The sequence below is a fragment of the Enterococcus avium genome (assembly GCF_002891025.1).
GTDB classification, from domain to species: Bacteria; Bacillota; Bacilli; order Lactobacillales; family Enterococcaceae; genus Enterococcus_A; species Enterococcus_A avium.
Genome location: NZ_NBSL01000002.1, coordinates 2,760,783 through 2,785,642, shown reverse-complemented (window position 1 = coordinate 2,785,642; position 24,860 = coordinate 2,760,783). Strand labels below are relative to the sequence as shown.

Genomic DNA, 24,860 nt, shown 5'->3' with positions numbered 1-24,860 from the left:
TCTGTTATTCTTTGCATTCGGTCATTTCATTAGATGCTTCTGGTGATTCACTTTTCTTCACCTGCACAATCAAGAGAATCGCTAACAATACAATCACGGCTCCAAAAATAGGTGTGTAGGCGATGCCCATTTTCCCAGTTACTTGCGCTCCCACTGTCGAACCTAGTGTGATCCCGATATTAAAGGCGGCAATATTAAACGCCGAGGCTAAAGTAATGTCTTGCGGCACATATTTCTCCGCTAACTGTACAACGTACAATTGCAAGCCTGGTACATTCATGAAGGCAAACAAGCCTAAAAGCAGTGCCGCCAGCAAACCTAAAATAGTATTTCCAATCAAAGTAGTCACAAATAAAAATACAAGAGCGGCCATTAAAAGACCGAACATTTTAATCAATGAAGCTAACGGTTTTTCATTGGCAAGATGCCCACCAATCGTATTGCCAATCGCCACCATCACTCCGTAAACAATCAAAATAATGACAACGGCACTAGCTGAAAATCCAAAGCCTTCTAAAATAGGAGACAAATACGTATAAGCCGCAAAGGTTCCACCATAACCAAAGGCAGTGATTAAGAAGGACATGACCAATGGTTTATTGGTAAAAATCCGAGCAAAGCCCTTCAAATCGACTTTACCAGGAATCGGCAACTGACGTGGTACTAAGCAGCTGCTGGCAATTAAGCCTAACAGTCCAACCACTGCAATAAAGATAAAGGACATATTCCACGTGGTTTGTTGACCTATGAAAGTCCCCAACGGCACTCCGGTTACGGTCGCCACAGTCAAACCTGTAAACATGATGGCGATCGCACTAGCACGACGGGAAGGCTCTACGACATCAGCCGCAATGACGGTGGAAACCGACATAAAGATGCCATGAGCTAGCGCCGCTAAAATACGCCCCAGCAATAAAATCATAAAGGTCGGTGCAAAGGCTGCTAATAAGTTCCCACTAATAAACAGCAGCATGATCCCGATCATCAGATTGCGACGATTCCATTTTCCGGTTAACACCGTTAATAAAGGGGCTCCGATCGTGACGCCTAACGCGTATAAAGAAACGGTTAAACCGGCTTGAGCTAATGTGACATTGAAGCTTTTAACGATCATCGGCAAAAGCCCTACACTAATAAATTCTGTTGACCCGATCGCAAAGGCGTTGATTGCGAGAGCCAGTAACGTTAAGTTTGGTGAAATTTTCTTTTCCATGTTGTTCCTCCTTAGAATGGTTTCATGAGCTCCTTCAGCTTGGCCAGTTCCACTTCGTGCTTCAGCCCGATTAGCGGATTGGTAGGCGTGACGACAATCAAAGCCACTTTTCGCCCTTTTGAAAAATGGTTTCTTAAATAAACGTTCGCTCTGAGCGATAAAGCTAGTTCATGAAACCAGCCATCAAAAAAATATTTGTAACCCACGAGAAGATACTATATACTGTTGATGACCTTTTGATAAGTACCCACTTTTTTGTACTATAGGTACCTTTCAGTAACTTTTGGATTATATCAAGGTTTTTAGGAGGAAATTTGTTTTGGAAAATCGTACATATATGATCGGTGTTGAAGCGACGATGGATGTCATCGGCGGAAAATGGAAGCCTATTATTCTATGCAACCTGCGCCATGGAGCCATGCGGCCTAGCGATTTGAAGCGCGGAATCACGGGCATCAGCCAAAAGATGCTGACGCAGCAGCTGCGTGAATTGGAAGAGGACAATATCATTGATCGCAAAGTCTATCAGCAAGTCCCGCCGAAAGTGGAGTATTCATTAAGCGACTACGGCCGCAGCCTATCAGATATTTTGGATAGTCTGTGCAATTGGGGCGAACAGCATGTCGCTCACCTGCAGGAACAAGGACAAGCTATTTGCTTGAAAGCCAATTAAAAAGGAAGTTGAGATGACCTCAACTTCCTTTTTATCTGATCAAAATGTCATCAGAAATCTCTGCCCAATGATTCGTTGGTCCGTGACCATGCCCAACGAAAATAGGTTGACTAATTGCGGCTTGAATAAATTTCTTTCCAATGATGATCGCTTCCTTCAAATCTTTCCCTTTTGCCAACTCAGCGGCGATACAAGCCGAAAAGGTATCGCCTGTTCCATGAGTATTGGCGGTCTCCATTCTCGGAGCGCTCATCCAGAAGCTTTCTCCTGATGCTAGTAAAACAAAATCAGCAGCCTCTTTATTTTGGCTATGCCCACCTTTAACAACAACGTTTTTCGTGCCCAAATTTTGCAGCTTCTTCGCCGCCTCGATCATCTCCTGATCCGTAACGATTCGCTGTCCGATGATCACCTCTGCCTCTGGTAAATTCGGAGTCACGATGGTAGCTAACGGCAATAGTTTCTCATTAATGGTTTTCACTGCATCATTTTGCAACAGGTGATGGCCGCCTTTAGCCACCATCACAGGATCTACGATTAAGGGACCGAAATCGACTTGCTTCAATTTCTTCACGACAGTTTCCACACGTTCGACATCCGCCAGCATCCCGGTTTTTGCCGCACCAATCGTAAAATCCGCGGCTAGAGAATCAAACTGCTCTTCGATAAAACTACTGGGAATCGCCATACTATCCTGCACTCCGTAAGTATTTTGGGCTGTCAATGCTACGATGATACTCATACCAAAAGCTTTTCGAGCTTGAAACGTTTTTAAATCGGCTTGAATTCCAGCGCCACCGCCAGAATCAGAACCTGCGATCGTTACGACTTGTGGTGTTGAATTGATCATACATGTTCCTCCAATACCTCTGCTATTTTTCCCCTTAGAGCCTGAACTTTTTTACCAACATTTTCCGCTAACATGATCTCACTAACAATCGAAACACCATCAATCCCTGTTCCGCGAAAATCAGATAGATTTTCTTCTTTGATACCGCCGATCGCAACACTTGGAATCGTCACTGCCTCATTAATCGCTTTTAGCGTCTCAATCGAAGTCAAAGCAGTGTCTTTCGTTTTTGTCGGGAAAATAGCACCAATCCCTAAATAATCCGCTCCTGCCTTTTCAGCCTCTAAGCCACGATCCACAGTTTTTGCTGATACCCCTAGAATTTTTTCTGTACCAATGAGCGAACGAACAATACCCACCGGCATCTCATCATCTCCGATGTGCACTCCTGCTGCGTCGACTGCCAAACAAATGTCAACACGATCATTAATAATTAAAGGAACATCGTAACGATCCGTAATAGCTTTTACCTTCAAAGCCAGCTCATAAAAAGCACCCGTCAACAAAGTCTTCTCTCGTAATTGAATTAATGTCACGCCATTTTGACAGGCTTCTTCAATCACCGCTAAAAATTGATCGTCGTGAAAATCATACCGACCAGTCACTAAATATAAGGTTAAGTCCACTGCATTTCCCGTCCTTTCACTTTTGTCCACCAGTTCTCCTCCATCAATATTGAAAGCTGATTCAACGTCTCTTGCCGGAAAGCGGCTAAACCGATCGTATCTCCTGCCTGCTCACCGCAAAGATTAAAATAGCTAACCGCAGTTACAGCCGCATCAATCGCTTTCATTCCGCTGCCTAATAAAGCTGCAATCAACGCACCTACAACATCGCCTGTACCGGTAAAACGATCCAACGCAGACACACCATTCATTAAATGAAAAATACGTTCTTGATCGACAATAATATCTTGAGTACCTGTTGCTAGGAACGTGGTCTTCGGATAAAGAGCCGCTAACTTCTGCATAGCTTCCGATAATTCAGCAATTGCTTCCTCACTTTGATCTAGCTCACTACCATCCACTCCACGAGCTTGACTCGACAGCCCGCAAAAATTCCGTAGTTCAGAAATATTGCCTTTCACTACTGTTGGATTTTCCGCCACCAACGAACGCCCTACTTGATTTCGAACCCGACTGACGCCATAACCGACCAAATCTACCACCGTTGGCTTATGAACGCTATTTGCTAGTTTGCTCGCTGCCAACAGACTGGTCCCACGTTCTTCCGACAGATGTCCGATATTCAGCAGCAACCCATCTGTTTGTTGAAATAATTCCTCAAACTCCCGAGGATCAGAAGCCATAATCGGCTTTGCACCAACGTAAAGCAGTGCATTTGCGACCGTTTCACAGGTTACTTCATTGGTTATACAATGAACTAACGGAGCATTTTCTAATGGAAATCCCTTTGAAATATTCGTTTTGATCATCCAAACATCCTTTCACTTGAAAACAACCGCTGCCAGCGTTTAAAAATCGTTGTTTCCTGCAATTTAACCAACACAACAAAAGCAATCGCCGAACCAATCAACGTTGCTCCGACAAATCTCGGAGTGTAAATCAACCAGTATAGCTCATTTTGACTCCCTGTAAACCAGACCATTACAGGATAGGATAAGAGCGAACCGATGATTCCTGTACCCACGATTTCACCCAGCATTGACCAAATCAGTCTTCCTCCTAAACGATAAAATAAACCAGCAAAAAATGCACCAAATACTGCACCCGTCAATGCTAAAGGCGGAATCCCCAACATCGTCATCCGTATCAATGCACAGACTAACGCCATGACTGTTCCGTAAAATGGTCCTAGCAACACTCCAGCGATAATGTTCATCACACTGGACATCGGCGCCATCCCTTCGATCCGCATCAAGGGAGACAACACAACATCTAATGCGATCATTAGAGCCAATAACGTCAGCTTATGAATTTTACTTTTTTCCACGACAAATAACTCCTTTCTACAAGAAACAAAAGGAGTAAAAGACAGAAAAACCCAACCAAAACAAAATGGTCGGGTACGATCAGTCAACTAGCTACATTTCCCTGCGACAGTTTTAACTGCATCAGGTTCCATGGGTATAATCTCAGCCAAAAAGCACCCCAAATGTTTCTCTTCAATTGATTGGAGTATAACATACTTTTTTTATTCCAACTAGCTTATAATGAGAAAAAAGGAGGACCTACTCATGCAAAAACCAGCTTTTTCTGCCATCCATCACGTCGCTATCATCGTTTCAGACTATCAAAAGGCACGACATTTTTATGTAGATATTCTTGGTCTGCCAATCATTCGTGAAAATTTCCGACCAGAACGCCAAGATTATAAATTGGATTTACAGCTAAATGATGCGGAATTAGAGATCTTCGCTATTAAAAATCCACCAAAGCGTCCTAGCTTTCCAGAAGCAGCAGGCTTACGCCATCTTGCGTTTAAAACAACGGACATCGAAGCAACAGTCGCTTATTTAAATAGTCACGGTATTGATTGCGAGCCTTTGCGAACCGATGATTTTACTGGAGAGAAAATGACCTTCTTCTTTGATCCAGATGGCTTACCGTTGGAATTACATGAATAAAAAAAGCAGAAAATTCTGCTTTTTTTGCGACTTAGTATCGAATATCTACTCTTTTTCTACCGGATATTTAATCGCATTCTTCTTCAATTTCTCACTAATGATCTCGTTAATATCAAAGTCCAAATTATCTGCCATCATGTAAGAATAAATCAGTACATCCGCTAATTCTTCCTTCAATCGCTCCGTTTGTGTCCTCGCTTCTTCGGAATCTTTCCACTGAAAAAGCTCTAATAGTTCAGCCGCCTCCAAGCAGATCGACAAGGCTAAATCCTTCTCATTATGAAAAGGACGCCAGTTTCGTTCATCGCGAAATTGATTGATTTTTTCCATACTATTATTATCCATACTCAACCTTCTTTCGCTACTATTCTATCATAGTGACCAAATTCCGTTTTTCTTCAAGCTCACTGATCATTTCTTGTATCCAACGTGTACTTTGACTAGTTAAAAAAGGATCAATTACGACTACGGGATAATCATTCGGCAAGCCTTCAGCTGAACCTGTAGTAATCAAGCAATCATAATTTTTCAACTCATAATGCAACTGAGCGATTCCTCCTGATAGATTCTCAAAATGATTGATTATGAAGTTTCCATAAATTGTATCAGAAATTTGTTTCGCTAAAAAGCTTTCTTCTGTAGGCGTCAAATCAGATAATAACAAAACTTTTAATAGTGGTTCTTGATTTGCCAACCATTCCATACACCTTTCTTCCATCGTAATCAGTAGATAGACATAGTTACGGATAAAATCTTCTTCCTGATACATCTCATATTTCGCTACAAATCTTTTTACTAAATTCGTTATTTTTTCTACACCGCGACTATACATTTTTGATGCTTCCGATAAAAACATAGTTCTGTTACGCCATAGTAAACAGACATATTGCCCTTGGGGATCATACATATAAAAATCATTTGATAAAACTGTCGCTAAGTCAATTCTGCTTTGTTTTTCTAATCGATAGCCTAGCATCTCATTGTATTCTTCCACGAGTTCATAATGACGCATAAATAGCTGCTGATAGTTTGCATTATCTGTCATAGCAAGTTCACGGTGTTGAAAGCTGAATACGATCGAATCAGAAAAAATTAACCATAGGCCTTCCCTCACCATTTCTGGTGTCAATTCTAGATCTAAACCTTCTCGAACGGCTTGTCTTAGTTTCTTATACTCGATATCCATAGGCAAAAACAATCCTTCAGTCCGCAGCTCTCCTTTTGGATAACTATGACCATTTTTCACTCGCCAAATACTAATATAGAAATTATAAATCAAGCGCTTTTGAAAAACATATTTTTCATGAATTTGATTCACTCTGACAAACTCTTCTACATATTCTCCGATAATATGGTAGTGCTTCGTTGGTAATTTCGGCATCGAGCTTTCAAAAGCATTTTGTTTCTCACTGTAAAATCGATAATAAAAATTTCGGATTTCTCCTTCGTTTCCCTCTACTCGCAATGGTCGATAACATAATTCCATGCCCGCCAATGATAAGATTTTCTCTAGCTTTTTCAAATAACGCTGTGTATTTGAAGAACTGAGGTACAGTTTTTTAGCTAATGCAGTAATATTTTCGCACTCCTCATACAAAAGCTCTTCAATAATCTGGAATTCTGGACTAGTATTCAAAATATTCGCGTATAAATTCCCTAGACTAACTCTTTTCCCCACATTCAATCGATAAATCCCTTTTGTTTTCGTAATTTGAAAACTAGGATATTCATCATTGATCAACTCAATATCATTTAATAAAATTGGCAGCGAACAATTCAGCTCGCTTAATAATTGATCGCTCGACCACCCATCACGACGATAATAGAGTCGTTCTAATAATGCTAATCGCCGTTTGTTGCTTGTTCCTAAAACTGAACGAAAATCCATGATCATTCTCCTCTCAAAAGAACGACTTGCTAGTAAACTCTCCCCTTTAGCTGACCGTCATCATCCGCCATTTCTTCATAATTTTTGTACTTTGATAAAAAAATGAAAGGCTATTGATCAATAAATCATTTTCTCAGTAATTTTCCATTTTTAAAGTAAAAGAAATATCAAACACTTGAAATATTCTAATGTTGTTAACAAATAATAATATAAATAGATGGTGGTGACAATTTTTAGTCAAAATCATTCAAAATACGTAATTAACAGATTGATTTTTTTAAGATGAAGAGGAAAAAGTAAAAAAATAGTGAATTCAAATCAAATTAAAAAACGTTAAAAGCAATTTTAAAGGCTATTTATTTGTTAATATCATCATTTTTGAGCATTTTCCGTTAAAAAATTCATCGATTATAGGTTATCCCAATTTTTTTCAAAAAATAAAAAAGCAAGGGCTAAAGTAAGGACCTGACACAATAACCTGAAATGAAATAGAATTACCTCTTTATTAACTCAACAAAAACTAGACTGCCGATCTCCGATAGAATTTCGGAAATCAGCAGCCTAGAAAAATATTTTTTATTACTGTCTCAATCTTTTAGGTCAGTTCTTAAAGACCATTTGTCTTTATTTCTATTAATTCAGTGTTATAGTTATCCAATATAAAGGCTAATATTACATGATAAAAGTATAATCCCAGTACCAGTGATCAACAGTAAGAAACTGCCTTTTGACTATTAAGAATTCTTTGCCTCTAATCGCTAGCTAGAAGCCGTTTATGCTCACATCAAGTTTCACATAATTTAACCTGATATTCGTACTCTCTAAAATTTTTAGTTAATCAGCGCTAGATAATGGTTTTGCCAAAATTTTTCAGTCACAACCTTCTCACCATCATCAAACTTAAATTCACCTTCCACTGGTACAACAATCTGCTCATCTGGCACATGGTAAAGCCGGCGTTGCCCCTTAATTGGAAACGGTTTGATACAACGAACATTCTCAAAAATCCATGCATAAGAATCGTCAGCCAATTTTTTTACATCGGTTAAATCAACAATACAAACAGCATAACCTGAAATGCAACCAGGAGTCTTAATAGCTGTCGAGCAGATTAATAAAGGTCCTCGATGATGGGTTGTCCATGATCGGTATTCCTCTTTTTTCTTTCCTAGTAGAATATCCATTACTGGCTCAGGATGAATCGAGATAGCTTTCAAATTGTTCGCCTCACTTTTCGCTTATTTATAGACTAGTTTATCACTTTATCCAAATTCTGATAAAAATAATTAATCGCTTTCATCTTTACTATCACGTTTAATTTTCTTAAAAATTTCCAGCCAAACGTCATCAAATACAATCACTTGAGTAGCAATCCTTTGATTTTCAACTCGATTCGCTACATTGTATAAAACGCGGGCTGCCGCTTCTTTGGGGTACTGATAAATGCCTGCGCTCAATACCGGTACTGCAAGTGTTTGTATATCATTTTCTCGTGCCAATTGGAAAACAGCTTCATAGGCTGAATACAATAATGTTTCTTCATCATGTTGGCCATCAATATAACGTGGACCTACCGCATGGATTACATACTTTGCTGGTAAATCAAAAGCTGGCGTTATCACGGCTGTTCCCGTAGGAGTTCCACCAATCTTAGCCATCGCTTGCTTCAATTTTAGACCAGCTGCCTGATTTAAAGCGCCGTCTACACCTCCACCAGGAATTAGGGCTGTATTTGCGGCATTCACAATCGCGTCTACTCGATTAGCAAGACGAGAAATATCGCCTAATTTTACTTCGATCATAAAAACACTCCTTGATTTTTTAGATATGAAATATGCAATCGCTCCTTTCTATTATACCAAGCTAACAAGAATCGTGGGAATAATAGAACCTAGATCATTACCTGACTCCTTGAAATGAAAAAACGAGTGGCTAATCCTGCTATTTACTTGCAGAATCAGCCACCCTTTTATTTTTTTATCACAAATGACACTTAGAAAATTTCTTCATGCTGTCTTTCAAAATCAGCCAAAATCTCTCGAACCTCAGCGGTTGACTTCGTATTCATTAAGCTCACCCGCAAATCATTTGCACCGGGGAATCCCTTAACATAGATTTTAAAGAAACGATGCAATCCAACAATCGAACGAGGAACCTGCTCCGCGTACTTGTCTTGCAAATCAAGCTGTAATCGCAGCAAACCGATTAATTCTTTCGGCGAATGCTCTTGCGGTTCTTTCTCAAAGGCGTATGGATTCTTAAAAATCCCACGCCCGATCATCAAGCCGTCCACACCATATTTTTCAGCAAGCTCCAGCCCCATCTGACGATCTAAAATGTCTCCATTAATAGTAATCAATGTCTGGGGCGCGATCTCATCCCGCAGCTCTACGATTCGAGGAATCAGCTCCCAATGCGCAGCCACCTTACTCATCTCTTTACGCGTTCGCATGTGAACCGAAAGATTCGCAATATCTTGCTTCAATAAATGACTGATCCATTCCTCCATCTCAGCAGTGTCAGTAAAACCAAGCCGTGTCTTCACACTGACTGGTAGCCCACCCGCTTTGGCCGCTTCAATTAATTCTGCCGCAACCTCCGGACGTAAAATCAAGCCGCTGCCTTTGCCACGCTCCGCGACATTCGGTACCGGACAACCCATATTCAAATCAATTCCTTTAAAGCCCATATCCGCTAACGCGATACTCATCTCACGGAAAAATTCTGGTTTATCTCCCCAGATATGCGCCACCATCGGCTGTTCATCCTCTGTGAAGGCCAATCGTCCACGAACACTTTCGATTCCATCCGGATGGCAAAAACTATCCGAATTCGTAAACTCCGTAAAGAAAACATCCGGTGCCCCCGCCTCTTTTACCACATGACGAAACACCACATCCGTCACATCTTCCATCGGTGCCAGTATAAAAAAGGGCTTTGGCAGCTCCGCCCAAAAATTATTATTCATTATGTATACTTCCTCCTAAACATCAAAACAACGTCATTATACTAAGATTTTAAGGCAGAAGCAAAAATACAAATTCCTGACTAATGAAAAAACTATCCTTAGTGCAAACTAAGGATAGGTAATTTCATTAATATGTTCTTTACTATCATACCAAAGCTCTTCTGGTGAATAGAAATCCGTACCATTTAGAACTACTTCACCCGACTCTTTGATTTCAAACTGCGAACCGATCCAATTATAGGAATTATATTTTCCAAACATCAATGGTCCACGTTTCCCCTTTCCTCTACTTGGAGAGAAAAGATCAATCATCCCCTCAAAAAGATGCGATCTTAGATATCGAATCTCATCATTATCAAAAGTAATCCGTAGAAATCCAGCCATATTTTCAACATTTACTGCTTTAGGAACCTTACCTTCAGGATATTTTTTAATCGCGATCGACTTGTCCATGTTCTCTTCTCCTTTGATTTTAGAAAAGAAAGAAGCCAAAAATGACGGTTTTGACTTTCCTAAAAGTTCATCCGTAGATATCTGAAAATAGTTGCTCAATCGAACCAGCATGTCCAAATCAGGATAACTTTTCTTTCTCTCCCACTTTGAAACAGCTTGCGGAGTCACATTTAGATAATCAGCCAAATCCTTTTGCGACATTTTTTTCGCTTCTCTCAACTCTTTGATTTTAGCTCCGATCTCTACCATGAATATACCCTCCAGTATTCTAACAAACAATAAACCTTCTGTTGAAATCATAAAATTTGTGCTCAACTATTAGTTGAATACTTAAATTTTACCATTTTCAGAAGGTTTAGCTAAATAATAGTCACTGTTGATTGATTCCTTAAAACAGCTGTTTAAAAAGCAGTAGTTATTTCAATATATCGATCAATTCTTTTTTTGCTGCAGCTGAGGCCGGTAAATAACTAAAGCCTACTCCGATCAAAACCGAAGTCCCGATCGAAATGAATACCGTCATCATATCAGGGCGAACAGAAAACGGCAGTGCAAAGGACGCACCAAAAGCAATCAGAATACCTAAAATATAGCCGATAATACCGCCGCTTACTGTTAAAACAATTCCTTCAAACAGAAATTGTAATTTGATTGATTTGGCATTTGCCCCAAGTGCACGCCGAATCCCAATTTCCTTTGTTCGTTCTGAGACCGAGATATACATCATATTCATTACACCCACACCCGCAATAAATAATGAAATAGCCGCTACTGCGCTGATAAAAAGAGTCATCTGATCTAGCATTGATCCTAGTTGTTTAATTTCAGAGCTTGGATCATAGCTTTGATATTCTCCTAGCGTTCGACTCTCACCATTCATGTTGAGCTGTTTTAATACCTTGGTCATTGCCGCTTCGTTATTCGCTTTCGCATTGAACTTAATAGCTAAAACGGAATGATCCTCTTTTTTTCCTAAATAGCGTGTGTACGTCTTTTTTGGAAAAAAGGCCAATGGTTCATAGTTTTGTGGTCCGATTTCACCCGAAGTATTTGCAGATACACCAACAACTGTAAAAACTTGACCATTTAAATCAAAGCCTTTATTCAATGCCGCTTCTTTTGAACCAAAAAGCTGTTTTGCTACAACCTCATCAAGAACGACAACCTTATTCAAGCTATCACTGTCCGCTGCATTCAACTGACGTCCGTTTAAAATAGATAAATTTGTTTCCTTCGTCGGATTAACGGTCATTGACAGCTTCGTATTCTTATCATAAAAATCCACCGTTGGATTACTATCTTTTTTCGTTGCTTTATAATAAGAAACATTCTTTACTTCCGGCAAGTTTGCAACCATATCTTTATCAGTCTGCGAGATACCGCTATTGTCACTGACCAAATTATCAAAATCATTGTATTTAATATTGATGTATTTTGTTTGTCCTGTTTCATCTGTACCAGTTGTCTCAGATAAAATGTTTCGTTTAAACCCATTTCCTAAAGCAACGATCGTGATAACTGCGGCAATCCCAATAATGATACCCACCATTGTTAAGAAACTACGACGTTTATTTTTAAAAATGGAGCGAAAGGCGGTCCTCCAGAGTATGTACTTTCTCACGACTGCAGCACCTCCTCGATCATTTTCCCATCTCTGATTTTTAATAGCCGATCACAGTAGACAACTGTTTCAGGGTCGTGTGTTACTAAAATAATTGTTACACCTTCATCGTTAAGCTGCTTGAATAGCTGCATGATTTCATCCGTTGTGTGGGTATCCAGTGCTCCGGTTGGTTCATCTGCAATAATAAAATTTGGCTGATTAATCAACGCTCGCGCTATTGCTACTCGCTGCTGCTGTCCACCAGATAATTGTTTAGGAAGCTGATCCAGTTTTTCTGATAATCCGACTCTTGTTAAGGCGTTCTTCACTTTCTTTTGTGTTTCATTATGTTTAGCCCCTTTATATAAAAGAGGCAGCTCAACATTTTCAGCTACTGACAAATTTTCAATCAAACTAAAATTTTGAAAAACAAACCCTACAGAACGATTGCGAATCTCAGATAATTCTTCATCCTTGAAATCTCCAATTTCACGTCCATTAAATAGATACCTTCCATCAAAATGACGATCAATAAATCCTAAAAGATTAATCAATGTCGATTTTCCTGATCCAGAAGGTCCCATAATGGCGACAAACTCTCCTGCGGCAATTGAAAAATTGACATCTTCTAAAACAGTTAACTGTGTGTCCCCGGTCTCATAATATTTATACACATGCTCCAATTTAATCATTCGCAGCTACCTGAATTTCCGAACCGTCCTTTAGCTCATCATCTGGATTTTCAATGATTTTATCATTGGCTTTCAATCCTTTTTGTACTATATTATGCCCACTGACAGTTACTATTTGAATCGCTGTTTTCTTGACCTTGCCATTTACATATCTATAAACATATTGTTCATTTTTTGTTTTCTTTATCGCAGAATCAGGCAACAAAAGCTGCTTTTGCTGCAAAGTTACTAAAGTTGATAAATCATCTGTCCAAGGAAAGTCCCCTTCTACAATAAATTCGTAGGAAGCGACATTGCTGTTGTCCCCGCTAGTTGGTAACGCACTAGTAGCAATACTTTTAATCGTTCCGTTAACTTTTTTATCATTGCCGACCGTCGTTACTTGAACTGTTTGACCAGGCACCAATTTGTCTAAGTCATATTCCGTAACAATTCCTTTGACCTGCTTCTCTTTGCTAGATACCGTTACTACAGGAACTTCAGGACTGCCTTTTCCTTTTTCATCCACCGAGGCAATCCCCGCAATTTCTGAACTGACTGTCGATGATGCTTGTTTCTGTTGTCCAGCTAATACATCTTTAGCCGATTGAACATCCTCATAAGCACTTTGTACTGCAAAACGTGATTGACTCAATTGATCATTCGCTGTTTGCAATTCTCCCTGCTGCTGTTTTAACTGTTCATTTAAAGCCGTCTTTTCTTCTTCTTTTGCTTGTGTCATTTTTTGCTGTGTATCATTGATTTGATTGGTAATTGTTTGTACTTGTCTTTCATTTGCCGCTACAGTCGCCTCTGCTTGTGAAGCATCTAATGAGCTTTTTTCTACCGCATGCCGCTGTGAGACTGTTTCATTTTCCACGGCTTCATTCTGATACTCAATTAATGGCGTTCCGATTGCGACCTCTTCACCGTTACTTACAGGAATATTTTTAATTCTCCCTTTATTTCCATCAAAAAAATAGAGCTGCTTCTTAAGTGGTTCAACTTTACCTTTAAGTTGTAACGGATCAGCTGCTTTTACTGTAAAGACATGATATGGCGATTCTTTCTTTTTAGAATTTAATGCAAAAAAGCCACATCCGGCTAACACTACACCGATCACTCCGACTAACATAAGCTTCGTTTTCTTCTTCATAAATTTCCTCCAAATAAACTTTCTATAGTCAGTTTACAAGGTCAGAAAATTTTTCAACATCGAATCAACATAGTATAAACTAACAAAAAAGTAATGCCGAAAAAGTTTCTAAGTCTTTTCATTTATAAAGCTAAATATACTCGTGAGATCGATGCGAGCTTTTATAATTAACAACGAATTATAGGTTATGCGTTGATATCCAATTGTGTTTTATTTAAAAATTTAATTTATGAATTAAAAAAATTAAAAAGAAGGAAAAAATATTTAGCCTATTTTTGATACTGTAAGATTGCAGTAATAACAAAGAAATAAGGCGAATTTATTAATAGATGATTTTAACTAATCCCTCAATATTTATTCGCTGATAGGAGTGGTATTTATGGCAAGAATATTAATCATAACAAAAAATTTAATGGTTGAAAGAGATTTGCAAGCAATCCTACAACGTTCAAATGATGAAGTATATTGTTCTTGCGATTTATTAAATGATGCTCAATTTTTTCCACAAATTATCAAGTATTTCTCATTGGTCATTTTTAGTGACACTGTCTCTACTTTAGATATTTCGAAGTCTTATGCCTTCTTCAAGAAAAATGGTTTGTTTATTTTGAGAAAAGGGAATAAAGAAGATCTAACGAAGTCAGAATTTTCTCATTTGATCAATGTAATTGATGATTGGATTGAACCCGAGGCAACGGATATGGAGATCACGGAAAAGATTGCTAAACTCGCAAGCGAGCAGGAACATACAGTTTTTGCTGCTGGAAAGAATCATAGTTTACAAAAAGAAAAGAACTCTGAGCTATTCTTTTTCAGTCTTTCTTCAAACGAAAAAAAATTATTGTACCATCTCTATGACTATCAAAAAGATGGGAAAGTGCTCTCTCGAGAAAAGATGTGCTCTTTAATTTGGGAGACAGAAGCAACAAGATCCAATTTATGCCAGCTTTCTAACTTAGCCAATCGAATCAAAAAGAAACTAGCTATCTATCAGTTTCCTGATGGCGAATTGACCACGTCTTGGAATAAGGGATACTTTTTAGGTGACTTATTATTTAGTGAAATAGAAAAAAATATGAGCTAACTAAGTCTAAGAGGCTTGTAGAAAAAGTTGATTACTCACCTCATCTTCACCATAACAAATAGAAGGATGCTTATTTTATTAGGTTTAACAATATAAGGAGACAGTTCATTGATAGACAATTTTATAGAAAAAGATATCCTGCGCAGAGTTAAAATCACTTATGTACTATATGAATGTAGACAAATAAAAATAAACGAGCTGGCCACGAATATAAATACTAGCTTTAACACAATCAAAAAGGATTGTTATACGATCGCCTCTAAATTAGAAAACGACTTAGTTTCCTATAAAATATCCCGATCAGAATTATCCTTTCAATTTAAACCGGACACTAGCTGTTATGAGTTGGTTCGCAAATTATATTTAGATTCACTTTTTCTGAGAGTATGCTACCGATACCTTTTGGGAAAAAATAATTATACTTCAATCTCTGAGGATGAATTTATTTCAGTGACCAAAGTGTTCAATTTAAAAAAGAAGTCTGAGAGATATTTTCGGCAAAGTTTAGGACTCAATTCTGAAGGAGAAATTGACTTCGATAATAAATTGAAAATAAGGTATATTTTTTTAGCTATCTGGATGCGGGGAATTGGCATTAGTGAGCTTAATAAAAATCCGCTCTTCTTCCAATCTGAAAAAATTGCGCTTGCTATAAGTGAGCTTTTAAAAAACAGACTCAGTAAAAAAAGTCTGCTTTATCTGCAATACTCAATTTTTTTAAGTCTTACAAGAAGAGATACTCTAATGATAGAAGCCGAAACGATCGCGTTTTTGAAGACAGGAATTATTTTTAATAGCATCAACACTTGCTTTTTACAGCAAAACGTAGAGATGGATGATCAAAATTTAGCATTCATTTCTTTTGTTTATAAAAATTTGCCTTACAACCCAGAAAGCTACCGATTAATTGAAGTAGACTATCAATACTATCGTACCCGTTTAATCAAAAGTCATCCTTCTGTTGTTCAGCTGATCAGAAATTTCGAGGCAGGATTCGAAATGAATCTACTCGGGGAAATGGAATTTGAAAAACCCTTGATGGATTTAGTCTATACCACCTCTTTCGGAATTAATGAGTTTTTACTTAACCAATACTTTTTTATAAACAGCAATGATTTCCATATAAAAGAAAAAGTAAGTAAAATCATATGTGCTTGGTTAAAAGAATACTTTTCAAATACTATCACCATGTCTGAATCAATCATTTTGCAGTTTTGTCAACAAGTCATGCCGCTTTTAAAAAAAGGTGAAAAAAAGAAGATTCCCATCATAATTGTTGCTAAAGATGAATACTCTCATATGTTGTTTAGGAACAATATTAACAAGATCATTTCAGAAAACTATTTTTTTATCAATGATGAGATTTATTATTCCATCGACGATATCCCTGAATTATTTTTTAACATTCATTGTTTTATCGTTTGCGAACGTTGCTTACTAAATCAAGAGCGAAAATTTATTCTTCCAATCTCCATCAATAACTTGACCAACGATTTAAAAGATATCTCAAATTACATCTTCACATGCGTTTTGACAAAATAATTATACGCAACACTACTCCATCTGAAACGAAAATACTTTTAGAAAAAAAATGGACCTTTAAATAGAAAAAAGACACTTCCCAATTGGAAAGTGTCTTTGAATTTCTGTATAAACGAATTAACGTTTTGAGATGTGACTCGTACTTATTACAAGTACTTCTATCAATAGAAATCCAATTATATCAACATTACAAACATCTAAAAAACAGTTTGATATGGATAAAATAGGATTAATATTGATATTACTTGAACCAATTTGAACCAAAGATGAATGGTAGTTGAATACAATTTTCTTACTAGTTTATCAATCTTTTTTAGAGTTATTCCTCCCCTCTTATTTATTTGAGACCGTATTGATGGCTGGATAGCTGTCTAATAGGGGTTTCAAGGCCAGAATTAGCTAAGCTACTAGATTCTCGAATAATTGTATAAGCCGGTCACACCTACTTAAATGTGATTGAGAAGGTCAAATATAGGGTCAAAAAATACTCGTCAGTATGTCAGATAGATAAATCCAATTTTACGCCAAAAGCAGATCCTTTTCTCTTAAAATAGTAAGAGCCATCGAAGATTTATGTTTCACTTCGCACGGCTTTTACTTTAATTTTCCAATTTATCAAAAGGACATTTTACGTCTTTTTATCTTTTACCGAGATAGATGACAGTTGCTACTTAATCTAGCAAATTCGCTACACGACTTTTTATATCATCTCTAATTTCTCTGAATTTATTAATGATTTCTTCTTCTGTTCCAGTTGCTTTGGCTGGATCTTCCAAATCCCAATGAACATGCTTAATCCCTTTTGGAATTACTGGACATTTATCTTTGGCATCGCCACATAGCGTAATAATTAGGTCTGCTTGATTAAAATAATCCATATCGATCAAATCAGATGTTTGCGTAGAGATATCTATCCCTTCCTCAGCCATTACTTGAACGGCTCTAGGATTTAACCCATGTTGTTCAATGCCGGCGCTTTTAATTTCAAATTCATCTGTTGGCAAAATCGCTTTCCCATAGCCTTCTGCAATTTGACTACGACAAGAATTGCCTGTACATAAAAAGTAAATTTTTCTCATTATTATTTCCTCCGATATCAGACAATTCTGATGGATTTTGAATGAACCAATTTTTTTGTGCGATTAGATATTTTAACTAACAGTAACATGACTGGCACTTCAACTAAGATGCCAACTGCCGGCGCTTATGTAAAAATATAGATAATCATCTATGTTTTGTCAAATGCTTCTGTCTTTCAGTTCAAATTAATTAGTTTATTATTTGCATTCGATTCAATCTAATTTGAAAATCACTACTTATATAGATGCATCCATACAATCTATATAACTCCTCACATATTCAAATTAAAATTTGATTATTCTATTAATCTATGATACACTACATTCAAATATCCATTAGAATAAAGGAGGAGCTGTATGAAAAACGAAATTTGTGAAATCTCATGTGTTCATGAAGATAAAGTTTTACTAGGAAAAGAAAAGTTACAAACTGAGGATATTTCGAGCTTAAAAAGTGTCTTCAAAATTTTAGCTGATGAGAATCGCTTAAAAATTATCTACGCCCTAAGTTATGAGGATGAATTATGTGTATGTGATATCGCAGCAACTATCGAGGCAACCGTGGCAACAACCTCACACCATTTATTATCATTGAAAAAAAATGGAATTGTTGTGAGTCGGAAAGTAGGGAAATTGGTTTATTACTCTATCAAGAATGATAAATTTGTCCAACTACTAAATTCCAAACTGTATTTAGAAGATGAGGTGCTAGTATGAGTGAAAAAAAACAAGTCTATCGGGTTGAAGGATTGAGCTGTACGAATTGTGCGGCAAAATTCGAAAAAAATGTTTCTCAAATACCAAAAGTTACCGATGCAAAAGTAAATTTCGGTGCCGGAAAAATCTCTATCGAAGGCGAAGCGACTATTGCGGAAATTGAAGCTGCAGGAGCTTTTGAGAATCTTAAAGTTCAGTCCGAACATGATACAGAACCTCGCATTGAAACAAAAGAGCCTTTTGTGAAAAGAAACTGGAACCTATTGGTTTCACTGTTTTTAATTATTTTGGCATTAGGATCTCAAGTAGTTAACGGTGAAGATGCGCTATTAACAGAAGGATTATTTATACTAGCGATTATTATCGGCGGATTTAGTTTGTTTAAAGAAGGATTTTCAGACCTATTAAAATTGAATTTCTCAATGGAATCTCTTATGACAATTGCAATCATTGGTGCTGCAATTATTGGCGAGTGGACTGAGGGCTCAATCGTTGTTATCTTATTTGCAATTAGCGAAGCTTTAGAACGGTTTTCAATGGATAAAGCAAGACAATCAATACGTTCCCTAATGGATATTGCTCCGAAAGAAGCATTAATTAGAAGAAATAATGTTGAACAAATGATTAATGTTTCAAAAATCGAAGTAGGCGATATTATGATCATTAAGCCTGGACAAAAAATTGCTATGGATGGTCAAGTCATTAAAGGCCATTCCTCAGTAAATCAGGCTGCGATTACCGGTGAATCTGTCCCTATTGAAAAAAATATTAATGATGATATCTTTGCAGGAACGATTAATGAAGAAGGTGCACTTGAAGTCAAAGTTACAAAGCATGTGAACGACACGACAATTGCCAAAATTATTCACCTAGTTGAAGAAGCACAAGGTGAACGAGCACCTGCTCAAGCATTTGTCGATAAATTTGCGAAATATTATACACCCACCATTATGGTGATTGCCGCATTAATCGTCATCGTTCCCCCATTATTTTTTAACGGAGATTGGAATACTTGGTTGTATCAAGGGCTCTCTTTATTAGTTGTTGGCTGTCCTTGTTCTTTAGTAATCTCAACACCTGTGTCTATCGTTTCAGCAATTGGAAACTCTGCTAAAAATGGTGTTTTGGTAAAAGGCGGTATTTATCTTGAAGAAATTGGTGGCCTCAAGGCGATTGCCTTTGACAAAACAGGAACATTGACTAAAGGAACACCAACGGTAACAGATTTCACTACAGTTGATTCAAAAGACGAAGAGAAATATTTCTCAATTATTACAGCATTAGAATCATATTCTCAACACCCTCTCGCGTCAGCAATCTTAAAAGAAGCTGATAATAGAGCGATTTCTTATAAATCAGTAGTTGTTGACGAGTTTACTTCAATTACTGGAAAAGGAATACAAGGAAACATTGAGGGGATTACCTATCTTGTAGGGAGTCCAAAGCTTTTTGAATCTATCTTAACAGATAACTCAAAGATTATTGAAAATTACCAAAGACTTCAGCAACAAGGAAAAACAGCAATGCTCTTAGGAACAGATAAACAAATTTTAGCAGTCATTGCAGTAGCTGATGAGTTAAGAGAATCAAGTAAAGCAGTCATTGAAAAATTACATGATTTAGGAATCGAGCATACGATAATGCTGACTGGTGATAATGCTACAACTGCTCAGTCAATCGGAAAACAAACAGGTGTAACTGAAATAAAAGGCGATTTGATGCCTCAAGATAAATTAGATTATATTAAATCACTTAAGGAAACCTATGGAAAAGTCGCCATGGTTGGTGATGGTATTAATGACGCACCAGCATTAGCTGCCTCAACAGTCGGTATCGCAATGGGTGGCGCTGGAACAGATACAGCTTTAGAAACAGCTGATGTAGCTTTAATGGGTGATGACTTACAGAAACTTCCCTTTATAGTTAAATTAAGTCGACAAACATTGAGAATCATTAAGCAAAATATTACCTTCTCATTGGGAATCAAACTATTAGCATTATTACTTGTAGTTCCAGGCTGGTTAACGTTATGGATTGCTATCTTAGCTGATATGGGAGCAACTATATTAGTTACCTTGAACGGCTTACGACTGATGAAAGTTAAATCTAAATAGACAAGTAGTAGCATAAAAAGAGGAAAGACTAGCGACGGCAGCGCCGTATAAGCTAGTCTTTCCTCTTTTTAATGCTGTTGCAGGACGGCGTAGCCGGACTGCATGGGCAAGCCCCTCTTTCTAACAGGGGGCTAACAAAGAACAGGAAACTGTGACAACTACCCATTTGGGAGTGTCCTAGCAGTGTTTTCTTTGTCACATGCTTATCAATCTTGTCACCTCATTTTGATGATGGATACGCTACGTTTAACAGACGTTCTTTCTCGACTTCCATCACGAATGGTAGATAAAGATATTGTTGTTCTAGTAGATATTGATTGTCCTCTGTGTACTGATAAGAAGCTGTTTCTTTTGAATAGACCAACGGGGCAATTCGCACATCGCCGGTCAATTGATTGATCGAGTATAGAAGAATGGCTTTTTCAACTAGTTCCTTGGGCAAATGTTTCCCAAAATAGGAATAGGATTCTTGATTTGCTAAATAGACGAGTAAGCGATCCACACTAAAGTTGGAAAAGGTAAAGGGCAGAATGTGCAGAATGTGATTTTGATTATCATGGTGTAAATAGAGTTGAGCTTCTTTACCAAATTTAGTTGAACCAAGGTAAAGCTGCTTTTTCTCATCGATACATTGATAAGTAAATTGGTCTTGTTCCGTTGGTGGAATGAGGTTTATAATAAAAAATTCAATCATCCGATCCATTTCTTTTTCACTAACAAGACCGGCTTGTTTCAGTTCGTCTACTATTAGCCCTTCAATCTTAGGATCAAGCTTACCTGCCTTCTTTTGAAGCATTTCTAAAATGTATTGGTTTTCTTGAGTACCATACAAAAGATATTCGTTGGTGACATGGCCTATTTCTGCAATTTGGTGAAGGGTTTCGGTTTTTGGAAGGTTAATCCCACGTTCCCAGTTATTGACTGTACTTCGTGGTAAATCACCAATTAGTTTGCCAAATTTCTCCATACTCAACTTTAACTCTTGACGAATCTGCCGAATTCGATTGCCCACTGCTTGCTTGTCTATCTCCATGAAAACTCCTCCTCATGATAAGTTCTTAAATTCAGTATACGCTTGTACTTAAAAAAAGTCAAAATGTATTGACTTAAAATAAATACAGGCGTACAATCGATTTGTACTTAAAATAAGTCTGATGGTTCTTTGACAATTTAATAGCAGAAGGAGGTTTTTCTATGAACCAAGTCAATCAACATGATCTCGGGGAATCGATTCGAGTTTCTCGAGAAGAAAGGGGGTGGACCCAGCGATATTTAGCAGAAAAAGTGGGGATTTCGAGATCGTTATTATCGAAAGTAGAAAAAGGAACGAGACAATTAAGTGCAGAAAAATTGAATCTTATACTGGATAGTTTGCAAGAAGAGATCGTTCCAGTTAATCGTGTTTTGATTGATTATCTAACTATTCACTTTTTCTCGAATCAACATTTAAAGTTGATTGAAGCAATTATTGGCATGCCTATTGAACGCTTTGAGGAACTGGATTATGCGCCAAAGGGCTATATTGGGCAATATGTTTGGAATCAAGTAATCACGATTCGGTATTCCATTGACGATACGGTAAAAGGAACCGTAATGGAGTTTTCAGGTCAAGGCTGTAAACATCTTGCCATGCGTTTGAAGACCGCAAAATCAAACTGGCAAGAGTTCTTCCGTAAGGTATTAGATTATCAGGGAAACTTTACACGGATTGATTTTACTTTAGATGATTTTGTGGGGAGTCTCAGCATTCCAGAACTGAAGCGTAAGGTAACACTAGGCCATGTGTGGACCACTTTTCAAGTGAGTGAATCTCATGGCGGTACGGATATCATAAACAATGAATCAAATGGTGAGACCTTGTATTTAGGCTCAAAGAAGAGTCAGTGTCGCTTTTGCTTTTATCAGAAGGATTATGAACAACGAAAGCGACGAGGAATTTCTTTAGAAGAAGCAGAAGTAAAAAATCGCTTTGAACTACGGTATCGAAAAGAGAAAGCGCAAAGCTTGGCAAAGATTATTTCAAAAACCCATGATTTAACCAAACTATTCTTTGAGTTACTTAATGGAGCAATTTGTTTTTATGACCGTGCTCCAAATGATCCAGGTGCAAAAGTCGATGCCAAATGGGCAGCCTTTATTGGCAATCATGGCGCAACCACCATTTCTTTAGAAACAATTCCTCAAAGCTTTGAGAAAAGTATGAATTGGTTAATTCACAGCGTTTCTCCCACCCTCGCATTTATTCAAGAGGTAGATAATCATTTTGATTCAAATTTGATTAACGAGATTATTAGCTGTGGGGAACTTAGTTCAAGGCAGCAAAAAATATTAGAAAATTTGATTGCTGAGCCTGATTATTATCAGGAAGAAGTAGAATTTTATATCCAGTGTCTTCAAAATATGAAGGCAGCAAAAATACACAAAAAAAGCAAAGCACAGCTTACACATTAAAATGTATAAACGTACTCCGCCCTAGACAAGTTGAGTATAGCACATTTCCTTGTGTCAGCCAAAAAACATTTTTGGAAAGGAAATAAACTATGAAAAATACAATAACTACTTATGAATTGCCCTATCTACTTACTAGAGAACAAGCTTCTCATTTTTTAGGGATCGATCCAAAATCTTTTGATAAATTCGTTCGCGCAAACGATGAGTTAGAGCGTTTTATGATAGGAAGACAAGAACGATACACTGTCACTTCCCTCATTAATTTTATTAAGACGCACTCTATCTAGCTAAAATATCGTAGGATGGTTGATTAGATGCTTTTCGCCATGTAGAATGACGGTGTATTCAACTAGCATTTATCAACCATCTTTCAGTGAAAGGATTTGTTATAAATGCCTAGTATAATTAAACGTGGTAACTCATATAGAGCTCAGATCTCACTTTACAATCATGGTCAACATAAGAAATTGACAAAATCATTTAGCTCTAAAAAGGAAGCAACTCGTTGGGCCTTAGAAAATGAATTGGAGAAAGGAAATGGAAAACAATTAGCAGAGCGTACAACAACATTTGCTGACTTCTTTGAAAACTGGATTCATATCATAAAGAAAAACGATGTAAAAGAAACGACTTTTCAAAATTATCAAAGGACTTCTCAAGTGGTGAAGAAATTATTTGGCGATATACAGTTAAAGGATTTGAACGATATTGTAGTACAACGAAAAATAGATAAGTATGCAGAAACTCATTCTCGTAAAACCACTCATGAAGTACTATTGAAAATCAAAACGGCATTACGTGATGCTTATGCTCGTGGCTATCTTGCTACCGATTTTGCAAATTTAGTCAAAACACGAGGGAAAGTTTTAGATAAGAGAAACCGTGTACTTTCTATTACCGAATTAAAGAAACTGCGTACTTATGTCATTAATCATCGAGAAAATGAGTTTAACATTCTTGTACTCCTTGCCTTAGAAACTGGCATGAGACGCGGAGAGCTTTTAGGTATACGTCCCGAAGACCTCTTTGAATATGGTATCCATGTCAGACGTTCCCTTAGTCCAACTTCTGAAGATACCTCGTTAAAAACAAAAAATTCAAGACGAGATATTTCCATTAATCAAGAAGTCTACGATATTCTAAAATCTGTCCCGATTAAAGATAATGGATATTTTTTTGATCCTGACGGCTTTCAACAATCTGCTAAGCTCGCCAGATTACTGAAAAAACTAGATATTCCAAAAACTACCTTCCACGGCCTAAGAGATACTCATGCTTCTTTTCTATTTTCACAAGATATTGATATTGCCTATGTATCAAAACGCTTAGGTCATATCAATATTCAAACAACGCAGAACTATTATCTTGAATTGATGCCAGAAAAAAAGCACCAGCAAGATGCTGATGCTTTAAACCTCTTAAATTCTTTGTCAAATTTATAATTTGAACCAACTTGAACCAAAAAATTCTTGTAAACGTTGATACAATAAGGAATTGATTAACGTTTTGAGAATTGTGAAGCTTTACGAGCTTTTTTAAGACCTGGTTTTTTCTTCGTATCATTGAATAAGTTTGAAAAACCTTGATTTATAAAGGTTTTCCCGTAAATATATTTTATTATATTTGATTAAATTTGAAATGTTTGTGTTCTAAAATGTGTTCTAATTTAAAGGCAGTATATTTCGTATTTTAGATTAAATTTTTAGGCTCATTCATTCTCAAATCCATTCTATTCAGTCAATAAAAATTTTAAAAAGACTTTATAAACAAAGATGTTCAAGCGAGCATCTTATTTTTTTGTGCTTAATTTG

25 protein-coding genes and 1 riboswitch are annotated in these 24,860 nt (G+C 37.3%); of the genes, 9 read left to right on the top strand and 16 right to left on the bottom strand.

Annotated features, from left to right (window positions below; all coding sequences use genetic code 11):
* Positions 1-4: 4 nt before the first annotated feature.
* Complete coding sequence (locus AUF14_RS13955; protein ID WP_049219509.1) at positions 5-1,213, bottom strand: MFS transporter; 1,209 nt, start codon at positions 1,211-1,213, stop codon at positions 5-7.
* A 319-nt stretch (positions 1,214-1,532) separates the two neighbouring features.
* Here AUF14_RS13955 and AUF14_RS13945 point away from each other — a divergent pair, with 319 nt between their 5' ends.
* Complete coding sequence (locus AUF14_RS13945) at positions 1,533-1,886, top strand: winged helix-turn-helix transcriptional regulator (RefSeq protein WP_048717920.1); 354 nt, start codon at positions 1,533-1,535, stop codon at positions 1,884-1,886.
* 31 nt (positions 1,887-1,917) lie between these two features.
* Here the strand turns inward: AUF14_RS13945 and thiD are convergent, their stop codons facing one another.
* Genes thiD through thiW form a run of 4 tightly spaced genes read right to left on the bottom strand, consistent with a single transcriptional unit; the run spans position 1,918 to position 4,647 of the window.
* On the bottom strand, positions 1,918-2,736 hold the full coding sequence (gene thiD / locus AUF14_RS13940) for a bifunctional hydroxymethylpyrimidine kinase/phosphomethylpyrimidine kinase (RefSeq protein WP_049219513.1): 819 nt from the start codon (positions 2,734-2,736) through the stop codon (positions 1,918-1,920).
* Entirely contained in the window at positions 2,733-3,392 is a 660-nt protein-coding gene (gene thiE / locus AUF14_RS13935) for a thiamine phosphate synthase (RefSeq protein WP_049219515.1), read from the bottom strand. Before thiE ends, thiD begins: the two co-directional genes overlap by 4 nt.
* Entirely contained in the window at positions 3,353-4,171 is an 819-nt protein-coding gene (locus AUF14_RS13930) for a hydroxyethylthiazole kinase (RefSeq protein ID WP_049219517.1), read from the bottom strand. The genes thiE and AUF14_RS13930 overlap by 40 nt, the downstream gene beginning before the upstream one ends.
* Positions 4,168-4,647: an energy coupling factor transporter S component ThiW gene (thiW, locus tag AUF14_RS13925; RefSeq protein ID WP_048717960.1), complete on the bottom strand. Its 480-nt coding sequence runs from the start codon at positions 4,645-4,647 to the stop codon at positions 4,168-4,170. The genes AUF14_RS13930 and thiW overlap by 4 nt, the downstream gene beginning before the upstream one ends.
* A gap of 123 nt (positions 4,648-4,770) precedes the next feature.
* A riboswitch (TPP riboswitch) is annotated at positions 4,771-4,860 on the bottom strand.
* Between the two features lie 73 nt (positions 4,861-4,933).
* On the opposite strand from thiW, the gene gloA2 reads away from it, so the two are divergent.
* Positions 4,934-5,323: an SMU1112c/YaeR family gloxylase I-like metalloprotein gene (gene gloA2 / locus AUF14_RS13920; RefSeq protein WP_049219519.1), complete on the top strand. Its 390-nt coding sequence runs from the start codon at positions 4,934-4,936 to the stop codon at positions 5,321-5,323.
* Between the two features lie 45 nt (positions 5,324-5,368).
* On the opposite strand, the gene AUF14_RS13915 is transcribed toward gloA2, so the two are convergent.
* From AUF14_RS13915 to AUF14_RS13875, 9 genes are all read right to left on the bottom strand, one after another.
* Positions 5,369-5,668: a nucleotide pyrophosphohydrolase gene (locus AUF14_RS13915; protein WP_049219521.1), complete on the bottom strand. Its 300-nt coding sequence runs from the start codon at positions 5,666-5,668 to the stop codon at positions 5,369-5,371.
* Positions 5,669-5,687: 19 nt separating this feature from the next.
* Complete coding sequence (locus tag AUF14_RS13910; protein ID WP_049219522.1) at positions 5,688-7,211, bottom strand: helix-turn-helix domain-containing protein; 1,524 nt, start codon at positions 7,209-7,211, stop codon at positions 5,688-5,690.
* Between the two features lie 830 nt (positions 7,212-8,041).
* Positions 8,042-8,428 (bottom strand): ASCH domain-containing protein, encoded by a 387-nt coding sequence (locus AUF14_RS13905; RefSeq protein ID WP_016181797.1) that lies wholly within the window; start codon positions 8,426-8,428, stop codon positions 8,042-8,044.
* A gap of 69 nt (positions 8,429-8,497) precedes the next feature.
* The gene (locus AUF14_RS13900) at positions 8,498-9,013 is read right to left on the bottom strand and encodes a macro domain-containing protein (RefSeq protein WP_049219524.1); all 516 of its coding nucleotides are present in this window, start codon (positions 9,011-9,013) and stop codon (positions 8,498-8,500) included.
* A 191-nt stretch (positions 9,014-9,204) separates the two neighbouring features.
* Positions 9,205-10,179, bottom strand: coding sequence for a tRNA dihydrouridine synthase (locus AUF14_RS13895; protein ID WP_049219526.1), 975 nt, complete (start codon positions 10,177-10,179; stop codon positions 9,205-9,207).
* A 108-nt stretch (positions 10,180-10,287) separates the two neighbouring features.
* A complete protein-coding gene (locus AUF14_RS13890; RefSeq protein ID WP_016181800.1) occupies positions 10,288-10,881 on the bottom strand; it encodes a helix-turn-helix domain-containing protein in 594 nt (197 codons plus the stop codon).
* Positions 10,882-11,047: 166 nt separating this feature from the next.
* Positions 11,048-12,253, bottom strand: a complete 1,206-nt coding sequence (locus AUF14_RS13885) for an ABC transporter permease (RefSeq protein ID WP_048718200.1) — start codon at positions 12,251-12,253, stop codon at positions 11,048-11,050.
* A complete protein-coding gene (locus AUF14_RS13880) occupies positions 12,250-12,927 on the bottom strand; it encodes an ABC transporter ATP-binding protein (RefSeq protein ID WP_049219529.1) in 678 nt (225 codons plus the stop codon). The genes AUF14_RS13885 and AUF14_RS13880 overlap by 4 nt, the downstream gene beginning before the upstream one ends.
* Complete coding sequence (locus AUF14_RS13875; protein ID WP_049219532.1) at positions 12,920-14,062, bottom strand: efflux RND transporter periplasmic adaptor subunit; 1,143 nt, start codon at positions 14,060-14,062, stop codon at positions 12,920-12,922. Before AUF14_RS13875 ends, AUF14_RS13880 begins: the two co-directional genes overlap by 8 nt.
* A 379-nt stretch (positions 14,063-14,441) precedes the next feature.
* Between AUF14_RS13875 and AUF14_RS13870 the strand changes: the two genes are divergently transcribed.
* The gene (locus AUF14_RS13870; RefSeq protein WP_016181804.1) at positions 14,442-15,146 is read left to right on the top strand and encodes a helix-turn-helix domain-containing protein; all 705 of its coding nucleotides are present in this window, start codon (positions 14,442-14,444) and stop codon (positions 15,144-15,146) included.
* 402 nt (positions 15,147-15,548) lie between these two features.
* A complete protein-coding gene (locus tag AUF14_RS13865) occupies positions 15,549-16,688 on the top strand; it encodes a hypothetical protein (RefSeq protein WP_225844232.1) in 1,140 nt (379 codons plus the stop codon).
* Positions 16,689-17,359: 671 nt separating this feature from the next.
* Here AUF14_RS13865 and arsC read toward each other — a convergent pair.
* Positions 17,360-17,767: an arsenate reductase (thioredoxin) gene (gene arsC, locus AUF14_RS13860; RefSeq protein WP_002372037.1), complete on the bottom strand. Its 408-nt coding sequence runs from the start codon at positions 17,765-17,767 to the stop codon at positions 17,360-17,362.
* Positions 17,768-18,124: 357 nt separating this feature from the next.
* On the opposite strand from arsC, the gene cadC reads away from it, so the two are divergent.
* Positions 18,125-18,484 (top strand): Cd(II)-sensing metalloregulatory transcriptional repressor CadC, encoded by a 360-nt coding sequence (gene cadC, locus AUF14_RS13855; protein WP_002372035.1) that lies wholly within the window; start codon positions 18,125-18,127, stop codon positions 18,482-18,484.
* The gene (cadA, locus tag AUF14_RS13850) at positions 18,481-20,598 is read left to right on the top strand and encodes a cadmium-translocating P-type ATPase CadA (protein ID WP_002372033.1); all 2,118 of its coding nucleotides are present in this window, start codon (positions 18,481-18,483) and stop codon (positions 20,596-20,598) included. The genes cadC and cadA overlap by 4 nt, the downstream gene beginning before the upstream one ends.
* A 220-nt stretch (positions 20,599-20,818) precedes the next feature.
* Here the strand turns inward: cadA and AUF14_RS13845 are convergent, their stop codons facing one another.
* Entirely contained in the window at positions 20,819-21,631 is an 813-nt protein-coding gene (locus tag AUF14_RS13845) for a helix-turn-helix domain-containing protein (protein WP_039388397.1), read from the bottom strand.
* Between the two features lie 161 nt (positions 21,632-21,792).
* On the opposite strand from AUF14_RS13845, the gene AUF14_RS13840 reads away from it, so the two are divergent.
* From AUF14_RS13840 to AUF14_RS13830, 3 genes are all read left to right on the top strand, one after another.
* The gene (locus AUF14_RS13840) at positions 21,793-23,049 is read left to right on the top strand and encodes a replication initiation factor domain-containing protein (RefSeq protein ID WP_094850631.1); all 1,257 of its coding nucleotides are present in this window, start codon (positions 21,793-21,795) and stop codon (positions 23,047-23,049) included.
* 89 nt (positions 23,050-23,138) lie between these two features.
* Positions 23,139-23,336 carry a hypothetical protein gene (locus AUF14_RS22820; RefSeq protein ID WP_002372025.1) on the top strand — a complete coding sequence of 66 codons (198 nt, stop codon included), beginning with the start codon at positions 23,139-23,141 and terminating at the stop codon, positions 23,334-23,336.
* A 105-nt stretch (positions 23,337-23,441) separates the two neighbouring features.
* Entirely contained in the window at positions 23,442-24,491 is a 1,050-nt protein-coding gene (locus tag AUF14_RS13830) for a tyrosine-type recombinase/integrase (RefSeq protein ID WP_002372023.1), read from the top strand.
* Positions 24,492-24,860: the final 369 nt, after the last annotated feature.

What these genes read in the sequence shown, in the direction of transcription:
- AUF14_RS13955 (WP_049219509.1), bottom strand. Translation starts at nt 1,213, where the DNA reads ATGGAAAAGAAAATTTCACCAAACTTAACGTTACTGGCTCTCGCAATC.
- thiD (WP_049219513.1), bottom strand. Translation starts at nt 2,736, where the DNA reads ATGATCAATTCAACACCACAAGTCGTAACGATCGCAGGTTCTGATTCT.
- AUF14_RS13930 (WP_049219517.1), bottom strand. Translation starts at nt 4,171, where the DNA reads ATGATCAAAACGAATATTTCAAAGGGATTTCCATTAGAAAATGCTCCG.
- thiW (WP_048717960.1), bottom strand. Translation starts at nt 4,647, where the DNA reads ATGATCGCATTAGATGTTGTGTTGTCTCCCTTGATGCGGATCGAAGGG.
- gloA2 (WP_049219519.1), top strand. Translation starts at nt 4,934, where the DNA reads ATGCAAAAACCAGCTTTTTCTGCCATCCATCACGTCGCTATCATCGTT.
- AUF14_RS13915 (WP_049219521.1), bottom strand. Translation starts at nt 5,668, where the DNA reads ATGGATAATAATAGTATGGAAAAAATCAATCAATTTCGCGATGAACGA.
- AUF14_RS13910 (WP_049219522.1), bottom strand. Translation starts at nt 7,211, where the DNA reads ATGGATTTTCGTTCAGTTTTAGGAACAAGCAACAAACGGCGATTAGCA.
- AUF14_RS13900 (WP_049219524.1), bottom strand. Translation starts at nt 9,013, where the DNA reads ATGATCGAAGTAAAATTAGGCGATATTTCTCGTCTTGCTAATCGAGTA.
- AUF14_RS13895 (WP_049219526.1), bottom strand. Translation starts at nt 10,179, where the DNA reads ATGAATAATAATTTTTGGGCGGAGCTGCCAAAGCCCTTTTTTATACTG.
- AUF14_RS13890 (WP_016181800.1), bottom strand. Translation starts at nt 10,881, where the DNA reads ATGGTAGAGATCGGAGCTAAAATCAAAGAGTTGAGAGAAGCGAAAAAA.
- AUF14_RS13880 (WP_049219529.1), bottom strand. Translation starts at nt 12,927, where the DNA reads ATGATTAAATTGGAGCATGTGTATAAATATTATGAGACCGGGGACACA.
- AUF14_RS13875 (WP_049219532.1), bottom strand. Translation starts at nt 14,062, where the DNA reads ATGAAGAAGAAAACGAAGCTTATGTTAGTCGGAGTGATCGGTGTAGTG.
- AUF14_RS13870 (WP_016181804.1), top strand. Translation starts at nt 14,442, where the DNA reads ATGGCAAGAATATTAATCATAACAAAAAATTTAATGGTTGAAAGAGAT.
- arsC (WP_002372037.1), bottom strand. Translation starts at nt 17,767, where the DNA reads ATGAGAAAAATTTACTTTTTATGTACAGGCAATTCTTGTCGTAGTCAA.
- cadC (WP_002372035.1), top strand. Translation starts at nt 18,125, where the DNA reads ATGAAAAACGAAATTTGTGAAATCTCATGTGTTCATGAAGATAAAGTT.
- cadA (WP_002372033.1), top strand. Translation starts at nt 18,481, where the DNA reads ATGAGTGAAAAAAAACAAGTCTATCGGGTTGAAGGATTGAGCTGTACG.
- AUF14_RS13845 (WP_039388397.1), bottom strand. Translation starts at nt 21,631, where the DNA reads ATGGAGATAGACAAGCAAGCAGTGGGCAATCGAATTCGGCAGATTCGT.
- AUF14_RS13840 (WP_094850631.1), top strand. Translation starts at nt 21,793, where the DNA reads ATGAACCAAGTCAATCAACATGATCTCGGGGAATCGATTCGAGTTTCT.
- AUF14_RS22820 (WP_002372025.1), top strand. Translation starts at nt 23,139, where the DNA reads ATGAAAAATACAATAACTACTTATGAATTGCCCTATCTACTTACTAGA.
- AUF14_RS13830 (WP_002372023.1), top strand. Translation starts at nt 23,442, where the DNA reads ATGCCTAGTATAATTAAACGTGGTAACTCATATAGAGCTCAGATCTCA.